The organism is Streptomyces lycii (assembly GCF_009735685.1).
In the GTDB taxonomy this organism is placed as follows: Bacteria; Actinomycetota; Actinomycetes; order Streptomycetales; family Streptomycetaceae; genus Streptomyces; species Streptomyces lycii.
The window spans coordinates 21,956-29,964 of the sequence record NZ_WHPN01000414.1 but is presented as its reverse complement, the minus strand read 5'-3'; the positions used below and the strand labels follow the sequence as shown (position 1 = coordinate 29,964).

At 74.0% G+C, this 8,009-nt stretch carries 4 protein-coding genes; 2 read left to right on the top strand and 2 right to left on the bottom strand.

Features of this window, described 5'->3' with window-relative positions; all coding sequences use genetic code 11:
- Nucleotides 1-321: 321 nt before the first annotated feature.
- Together GCU69_RS29375 and GCU69_RS29370 are read right to left on the bottom strand one after the other, a co-directional pair.
- Nucleotides 322-2,073, bottom strand: coding sequence for an ATP-binding SpoIIE family protein phosphatase (locus GCU69_RS29375; protein WP_098753043.1), 1,752 nt, complete (start codon nt 2,071-2,073; stop codon nt 322-324).
- A gap of 333 nt (nt 2,074-2,406) precedes the next feature.
- Entirely contained in the window at nt 2,407-3,750 is a 1,344-nt protein-coding gene (locus GCU69_RS29370) for an NAD(P)/FAD-dependent oxidoreductase (protein ID WP_156207705.1), read from the bottom strand.
- Between the two features lie 456 nt (nt 3,751-4,206).
- Here GCU69_RS29370 and GCU69_RS29365 point away from each other — a divergent pair, with 456 nt between their 5' ends.
- Both GCU69_RS29365 and GCU69_RS29360 read left to right on the top strand, forming a co-directional pair.
- Nucleotides 4,207-4,998: a TetR/AcrR family transcriptional regulator gene (locus tag GCU69_RS29365; RefSeq protein WP_098753041.1), complete on the top strand. Its 792-nt coding sequence runs from the start codon at nt 4,207-4,209 to the stop codon at nt 4,996-4,998.
- 870 nt (nt 4,999-5,868) lie between these two features.
- Nucleotides 5,869-7,824 (top strand): sigma-70 family RNA polymerase sigma factor, encoded by a 1,956-nt coding sequence (locus GCU69_RS29360; RefSeq protein ID WP_156207704.1) that lies wholly within the window; start codon nt 5,869-5,871, stop codon nt 7,822-7,824.
- Nucleotides 7,825-8,009: the final 185 nt, after the last annotated feature.

The window sequence follows — 8,009 nt, the reverse complement described above, 5'->3', positions numbered from 1 at the left end:
TTCCGGCCCGAATTCCCGGCCGATCCGCAATTCCAGCCCCCGGTTGGAGAGGGATTGTGCTGCGCCTTCCGGCGCGGCCACCACGTTAGCGGATTTCCCCGGCGACTCATAATCGAGCCGGCCAGGACAACCGGAAACACAATTCCGGGCACGCCGGAATCATTCCCCGATCAAGGGACGCCCTACTGAAGTGGTTGCCGCAGAAGCGGCGCGAGGTGGCCACCGCAGAACCGTTACGGCCCTGTGGCAACTCGGAGGACACTACGGATCTCCACGACCGGTGTCAACCTCCGGCCGGGCGCCGCACCGCGGCGGGCGGAATCAGCCCGCCGGCAGGGCGAATTCGCACCACACCGCCTTGCCGCCGCCCGGTGTGCGGCGTGAGCCCCAGGCCGAGGCGATCGTCGCGATGATGGAGATGCCGCGCCCCGCCTCGTCCACGGGATCCGCCCGTCGGCGCCGCGGCAGGCGGTCGTCGCCGTCCGTGACCTCCACGATCAGCCGGCGGTCCGTCCGCCGCAGCCGCAGCCGCATCGGTGGCGCGCCGTGCTGGAGTGAGTTGGCGACGAGTTCACTGGCGGCCAGCACTCCCAGGTCGTGCAGCTCGGTGGGGAAGCGCCAGCTGGCGAGGACGCCCGAGGCGAAGGCACGGGCTCTCGGAGCCGCCTCGACCCCGCCGAGGAGGTCGAGCGCCGCGTTGTGGAACAGCTCGGCGTCGTGGCCCGTGCGCTCGGGGCGCTGGAAGACCAGTACGGCCACGTCGTCGTCGTGGTCGGCGGTCACGCCGAGGGCGCGGATGAGACGGTCGCACACCACTTCCGGAGTGCCCGTCGCTCCCTTGAGGGCCTCCTCCAGGGCGCCGACGCCCTCGTCGATGTCCGCGTCGCGCCGTTCCACCAGGCCGTCCGTATAGAGGACGGCTGTGGCGCCCGGGCCGAGGGGAAGGGTGCCCGAGGTGTGCATCCAGCCGCCGGTGCCGAGCGGCGGCCCGGTGGGCTCGTCGCCGCGGCGCACCGTGCCGTCGGCCTCCCGGACGATGATCGGCAGATGCCCGGCGGAGGCGTGCACCAGCCGGTTCTCGTTCGGGTCGTGCACCGCGTAGAGGCAGGTGGCGATCTGGTTGGGGTCGATCTCGGCGGCGAGGCCGTCGAGCAGCTGGAGGACTTCGTGTGGCGGCAGGTCGAGCCGGGCGTAGGCCCGGACCGCGGTGCGGAGCTGTCCCATGACCGCGGCGGCGCGGACGCCGCGGCCCATGACGTCGCCGATGACGAGCGCGGTGCGGCCGGCGCCGAGGGTGATGACGTCGTACCAGTCGCCGCCGACGGCCTCGTCCGTCCCGCCGGGCTGGTACGTCGCGGCCACCCGGAGGTCGTCGGGCTGTTCCAGCTCCTGCGGGAGGAGGCTGTGCTGGAGGGTGACCGCGGTTTCGCGCAGCCGGCGTTCGCCGGCGCGGAGCCGGTCGGCGGCCTCGACCTGGTCCGTCACGTCGGTGGCGAAGATCAGCACGCCCTGGTCGATCGGGGTGCAGGTGAACGTGTAGTGCCCGGGACCGGTCAGGCCTTCGGCGCGGCGGGCCTTCAGGGTGCGCGGCCTGCCGCTGCGCAGGGCCTGGTCCATGAGGGACAGCAGTCCGAGTTCGGCGAGTTCCGGCAGGGCCTCGCGGGCGGGCGCGCCCGGGGTGCGGGTGCCGAAGGCGCTGGCGTAGGCCTCGTTGACGTACGCCAGCCGGTGGTCGGGTCCGTGGACCACGGCGACCGGGCCGGGGATGCGGCCGAGGACGTCCTGGCCGGCGAGGCCGCGGAGGGCGGGATGCTGCGGGGGCTTGCCGTCCGGTGCGTCGTTGGGCGCGGGGGGCGCGAGGGCGCCCGGAGGAGCGGTCGCGGGGAGCGTGCGCCGGTCGGCGCGCTCCCCGCGGGCGGCCGGTACGGCGCCCCCGGCCGCTTCGGGCGGTTCCGCGTCGCCGTCCGGACCGGGCGGCCGGGGCGGGGCCTGCGGTGGTGCGGCGCTGTCCGAACGCGGCGCGGTGCGACGGTTGGTACCGGGGAGCCGGGCGCTCCAGCGCGTGAAGTCCACTGAGATTTGCCTCGTGATGTCGCTCGGGGTCAGCTGGCCGGCTGCCGGGTGCCGCCGGTGTCTTCGGGCCGGGGAAGGGAACGGGGCCCGCGGCGCCGGCCGCCGCCGTCCCGGCCCTGGGAGGCGGCGGCTCTCTCTGCGGACGTGGCGGATACGGCGGATATGAGCGCGCCCATGATGGTCACAGGTCCAGTGTGGCGGACCGGGCCGACATCCGTCAGGCGTGGTTCGCAGTCGTTTGGTTCCGGCACCGCACAAAGTCGCCGGATCCGGTGACGCGCCGCGCGCCGCCGGGACTTGGCCCGCATCCGCCGGACGGTCCTTCGCCGCCGGTCAGCTCGCTTCGGGGTGCCGGCCGGTGCCCGCAGCCAGTTCGAACTCGGCGCGCGGGTGTTCGAGCGAGCCGAGGGAGACGATCTCCCGTTTGAAGAGCCCGGCGAGGCACCATTCGGCGAGCACGCGGGCCTTGCGGTTGAACGTCGGCACCCGGCTGAGGTGGTAGGCGCGGTGCATGAACCAGGCCGGATAGCCCTTGAGCTTTCTGCCGTAGACGTGGGCGACGCCCTTGTGGAGGCCCAGGGAGGCCACGGATCCCGCGTAGGCGTGCCGGTAGTCCTTCACCTCCTCTCCGCGCAGCGACGCGAGGAGGTTGTCGGCGAGGGTCTTCGCCTGCCGTACGGCGTGCTGGGCGTTCGGTGCGCACAGGGCTTCCGGGTCGTCGGACGTCAGGTCGGGGACGGCGGCGGCGTCACCGGCCGACCACGCCCCCTCGACACCGTCGACGCGCAGGGCGGCGGTGCACTTGAGGCGGCCGCGGCCGTTGAGGGGGAGGCCGGCCGCGGCGAGGATCGGGTGGGGCTTGACGCCCGCGGTCCAGACGAGGGTGCGGGTCGGGAAGCGGGAGCCGTCGCTGAGCACCGCGACGCGCTGTTCGCAGGAGTCGAGCCGGGTGTCGAGCCGGACGTCGATGTTGCGGCCGCGCAGCTCCCGTACGGCGTACCGGCCCATCTCCTCGCCGACCTCGGGGAGGATCCGTCCGGTGGCCTCGACGAGGATCCATTTCATGTCCTCGGGGCCGATGTTGTGGTAGTAGCGAGCGGCGTACCGCGCCATGTCCTCGAGTTCGGCGAGGGCCTCCACCCCGGCGTAGCCGCCGCCGACGAAGACGAAGGTGAGGGCGGCGTCGCGGATCGCGGGGTCGCGGGTGGAGGAGGCGATGTCGAGCTGTTCGAGTACGTGGTTCCGCAGCCCGATGGCCTCCTCGACGGTCTTGAAGCCGATGCCGAAGTCGGCGAGGCCCGGGACGGGGAGGGTCCGGGAGACGGAGCCGGGGGCCAGGACGAGTTCGTCGTAACGGATCTCGACCGGGCCGGTGCCCTCCTCCTCGGTGGCGAGGGTCTTGACCGTCGCGGTGCGCGCGGCGTGGTCGAGCGCGGTGACCTCGCCGATGACGACCTGGCACTTCTTCAGGACCCGGCGCAGCGGGACGACGACATGGCGCGGGGAGATCGAGCCGGCCGCGGCTTCGGGGAGAAAGGGCTGGTACGTCATGTAGGGCTCGGGGTCGAGCACCAGGACCTCCGCCTCGCCCTGCTTCAGCCGTCGCTGCAGGCTGAGCGCGGTGTACATCCCGACATAGCCTCCGCCGACAACGAGAATGCGCGCCGGTTCCTTCACAGAAGGTCTCCTCGTGGTGTCGCTCGTCGTCGTCCGTACGGTTCTTCCCCCCTTCCCCCCGGTACGGGTGCCCCGCAGGGGCCCGGTCACGCCACGGGCCGGAGGGCCCGGGAATCACAGCACCCTCCCATGACGCACCGACGGCGGCCGTTTGTCCACAGGGGCAGCTGAAATGTATGACCGGCGGAAGAGGGCGGAACGGAAGCGTCCGCAGCGTGCGGCGTCGCAAGGAAATGCAGGTCAGCGCGGCCTTGCGGGAAATACCCGAGGTAAGTCCGGGGGGCCTGCGGGGCCTGTGGTCCGAACGGGGGCTGCGCCGCGCGGAACGACCCCCTTCTTTCTTCACCTGGGCTCAACTATGTTCGTATCCCGTCGGGGTGCCCGGACCATGGTGCCCCGGACAAGTCAGGGCGGGGAGTCTCCGGGGGGAGACTAATCATTACCGGGGGAATACATATGCACATGCAGGATTCTCAGTGGTCGGCTGCTGTCGCCTCCGAGCCGAACGGCACCGCGCGGGCGACCGCACCGGCGGACGGCGCCGGAGTCATCGGCGGCGCGCGTTCCGCGCCGCTCCGTGTCGACGCACAGCGCAATCTCGAACACGTTCTGCGCGCGGCGCGCGAGGTGTTCGGTGAATTGGGGTACGGCGCGCCGATGGAGGACGTCGCCCGGCGGGCCCGGGTCGGCGTGGGCACCGTCTACCGGCGGTTCCCGAGCAAGGACGTGCTGGTCCGCCGGATAGCCGAGGAGGAGACCGCCCGGCTGACCGAGCAGGCGCGGGCCGCCCTCGGCCAGGAGGACGAGCCGTGGCCGGCGCTGGCCCGCTTCCTGCGGACGTCGGTCGCCTCGGGCGCGGGCCGGCTGCTGCCGCCCCGGGTGCTGCGGGTGGGTGTCGCCGCCGAGACCGCGGAGGACGACGACACCGCGGCGGCCAGGGTTCCGCAGCAGCGGCAGAAGGAGCAGGCGGCGCCCGGCCAGGGGCAGCCTGATCTGCGGCTGGTGGAGTCCGTGCCGGCCGAGCGGGACGAGGACCCGGGTGCCGCGGCGCTGCTGGAGGTCGTGGGCCGGCTCGTCGAGCGGGCCCGTGCCGCCGGTGAGCTGCGCGGGGACGTCACCGTGGCCGATGTGCTGCTGGTGATAGCCACCGCGGCACCGGCGCTGCCCGACGCCGCGCAGCAGCAGGCGGCGTCGTCCCGGCTGCTGGACATCCTGCTCGAGGGTCTGCGTCCCCGGGCGGGGGTCTGAGCGGGAGGCGGCGGCTCCCGGCGCACGGTTCGTGAGGCTCCGGCCGGGCCTGGCACCGAGCCCGGCCCGGGGCGCTCCGGGGCCGGGCCCGGCGGGGCGGCCTTCCCGGTTCCGGCCAGGCCGGTCGGTGCGCTCCGGTGGTGCTGTGGGGCCGCGCACCCGGCTTGGTGGGGCAGTGCGCCACGGGGCCGTGCGGCGCGGGGCGCTCCGGGGCTCGGTGAGGGACGCCCCGGTCTTGTGAGGCCGTGTTCGCTGGACCCGGAGGCGGGTGCTCCAAGGCCCCGTGCGGCCTGTGTGTTCCGGCGCCCGCGCGAAACGGCGTTCACGGCTCCGGAGGCGGTGTTCACGGCCCCGGGAGGCGGTGATCCGCCCAGGTGGGCCAGTGTGCTTCGGGCTCTGTGCCGCGGTGTTCACGGCTCCGGCTGTGTTCGCGGCTCGGCGAGTTGGGCTCCAAGGCCGGGCTGGGCCCGTCTGCTCCGGCTCCGTGCGGCGGCGTTCACGGCTGCGCGAGGCGGTGCTCCGGGGCTCGGTGAGGCGGGGCTCCAAGGCCCGGCTGGGCCCGTGTTGCCCCGGCTCCGTGCGGCGGCGCTCACAGCTCGGCGAGACGGGGCTCCTGGGCCCTGTGAGGCAGTGCGCCAGGCCCCGGCTGGGTCCGTGTGCCCCGACCTCGCGAGGGGGCGTTCACGGCTTCGGGAGGCGGCGTTCACGGCCCTCGCGAGGAAGCGTTGACGGCTCCGGGAGGTGGTGCCCGTTCGTGAAGATGTCTCCACGTACGGGTGGTTGGTCGTTCCCGCCCCGGGACTGCGTGCGGGTGACTGTGGCACTCTTTCCCGGTGTTCGGATGTTTCGTCGGGTACGGGGGCTTCCGCGATGGGATCTGATCAGCGGGGCGAGTCCCGCGATGACGGCTGGGCGGGCGCGGACGGTTCCGGTGGTCCGCCGCCGGGCCATGTGCCGCATCCGCGGGTGCCCGGAGCAGCGCCGTCCTGGTCCTCTCCGGGGCCGTCCCTGCCGGGCGGGGAAACCGGTGTGCCGCGGCAGCGGAGGGCGGGACCCGGGGCCGGGGCCGCTGAAGGATTGGTTCCGTCGGACGCGGAGCTCGTCGAACGCGTCCGGCGCGGTGACGACAACGCCTATGAGGAGGTCTTCCGCCGGCACGCCCGCTCGGTGCGGCAGTACGCCCGCAGTTGCTGCCGGGACCGGGACACGGCGGACGATCTGACGGCCGAGGTTTTCGCCCGCACGCTGCAGGCCGTACGCGGCGGGGCCGGGCCGACCGCTTCGGTGCGCGCGTATCTGCTGACGACCGTGCGCCGGGTCGCCGCCGACTGGGTGCGCACCGCGAAGCAGGAGCAGCTGGTCGACGACTTCGCGGTGTTCGCCGACACCGCGGCCCGTTCCCGGGGGCAGCAGGACAACTCGCCGGAGCTGGGCGCCGATGTGCATGCGATGCACCAGGCGGAGCGTTCGCTGGCGGTGCAGGCGTTCCGGAGCCTGCCCGAGCGGTGGCAGACCGTGCTGTGGCACACCACGGTCGAGGAGGAGTCGCCGAGCGAGGTCGCCCCGCTGCTCGGGCTGTCCGCCAACGCCGCGGCCGTGCTGGCGCACCGGGCCCGCGAGGGGCTCAAGCAGGCCTATCTGCAGGCCCATGTGGCCAGTGCCCCGGAGGAGAACCCCGACTGCGCCCCGTACGCGGGACGGCTCGGCGCGTACGCGCGGGGCGGGCTGCGGATACGCGCCGAGCGGGGCCTGCGGCAGCATCTCGACGGCTGCGCGCGGTGCCGGGAAGTGGCCGTGGAACTCAGGGACGTCAACGCCGGGCTGCGCGCCACGCTGCCGGTCGCGGTCATCGGCTGGTTCGCCGCCGGATACGCCTTCAAGGCCGCCGGTGTCGCGGCGGGCGCGGCCGGTGCCGCCGCGGGAGCGGGTGTCGCGGCCGCGGCCACCGGAGGGCCGGCCGGCGGGAGCGCCGCGGGAGCGGCGGCGGCCGGAGGGGCCGGCGGGGCAGCGGCGTCCGAAGGGCTCGGGCTGCCGGTGAAGATCGGCATAGCCGCCGGAGTGGCGGTGGCGACCGTGGTCACCGCGTTCGCGCTCACGGGGGGCGACAGCCCGCCCGTACGGCCGCAGGCCAAGCCGCCGGTCGCGTCCGCCGAACCCGCCCCGGCGGAGCCGGATCCCGCGCCGACACCGCGGCCCGAACCGCCCGCCGAGCAGATTCGGCCCGAGCGGCAGCAGGCCCCCGACAGGCCGGCGCCGGCGGCCGACGAGCCCTCCTCGGAGGCGCCGTCCTCCCCGGCCCCGGAGCCCACGCCGACCCGGACCGCCACTCCGACGCCGACCCCCACACCGACGCCGACGACTCCCTCGCCGACGCCCACCACACCCGAGCCGCCGACCTCGTACCCGCTCAACAGGCTCACGCAGGGCTTCCTCGGCGACAACACGAAACCGGCGGTGCGCACGGGCGCGAGTTCCTGGCTCTGGCCGCGCGACAGCCTGACGGTCGCCGGGGTGACCTACGCCCACGGGGTCACGGTGCACGGCCGCTCGTCCGTCACGATCGACCTGAACCGCAGCTGCACGACGTACGACGCGATGGCCGGAGTGGACGACATGTCGGCGCTGTCCGGCCCGGTCCGGTTCTCGGTGTACGGCGACTCGGCCCTGCTGTGGCAGTCCGGTTCGCTGGACGAGGGGGACACGGCCGTGCCGGTGCACGTGTCGCTGGAGGGCCGGCGGTCCATCCGCCTCGTGGTGGAACCGGACGGGCTGGGCGGCTCGTTGGCGCTGGCCGACTGGGCTCAGTCGGCGATCACCTGCCGCTGACACAGCGAACACCTGCCGCGTACGCGTTCTCCTGCCGCTGACACAGCGAACACCTGCCGCTGAGACGATCGCCTGCCGCTGAGACGGTCGCCTGCCGCTGAGGCGATCGCCTGTCCGCCCCGACGGCAATCACCTGCCGTCCACGCGGTTCCCCGCCGCCGACCGCAGTCGGCTGCCGCTCACAC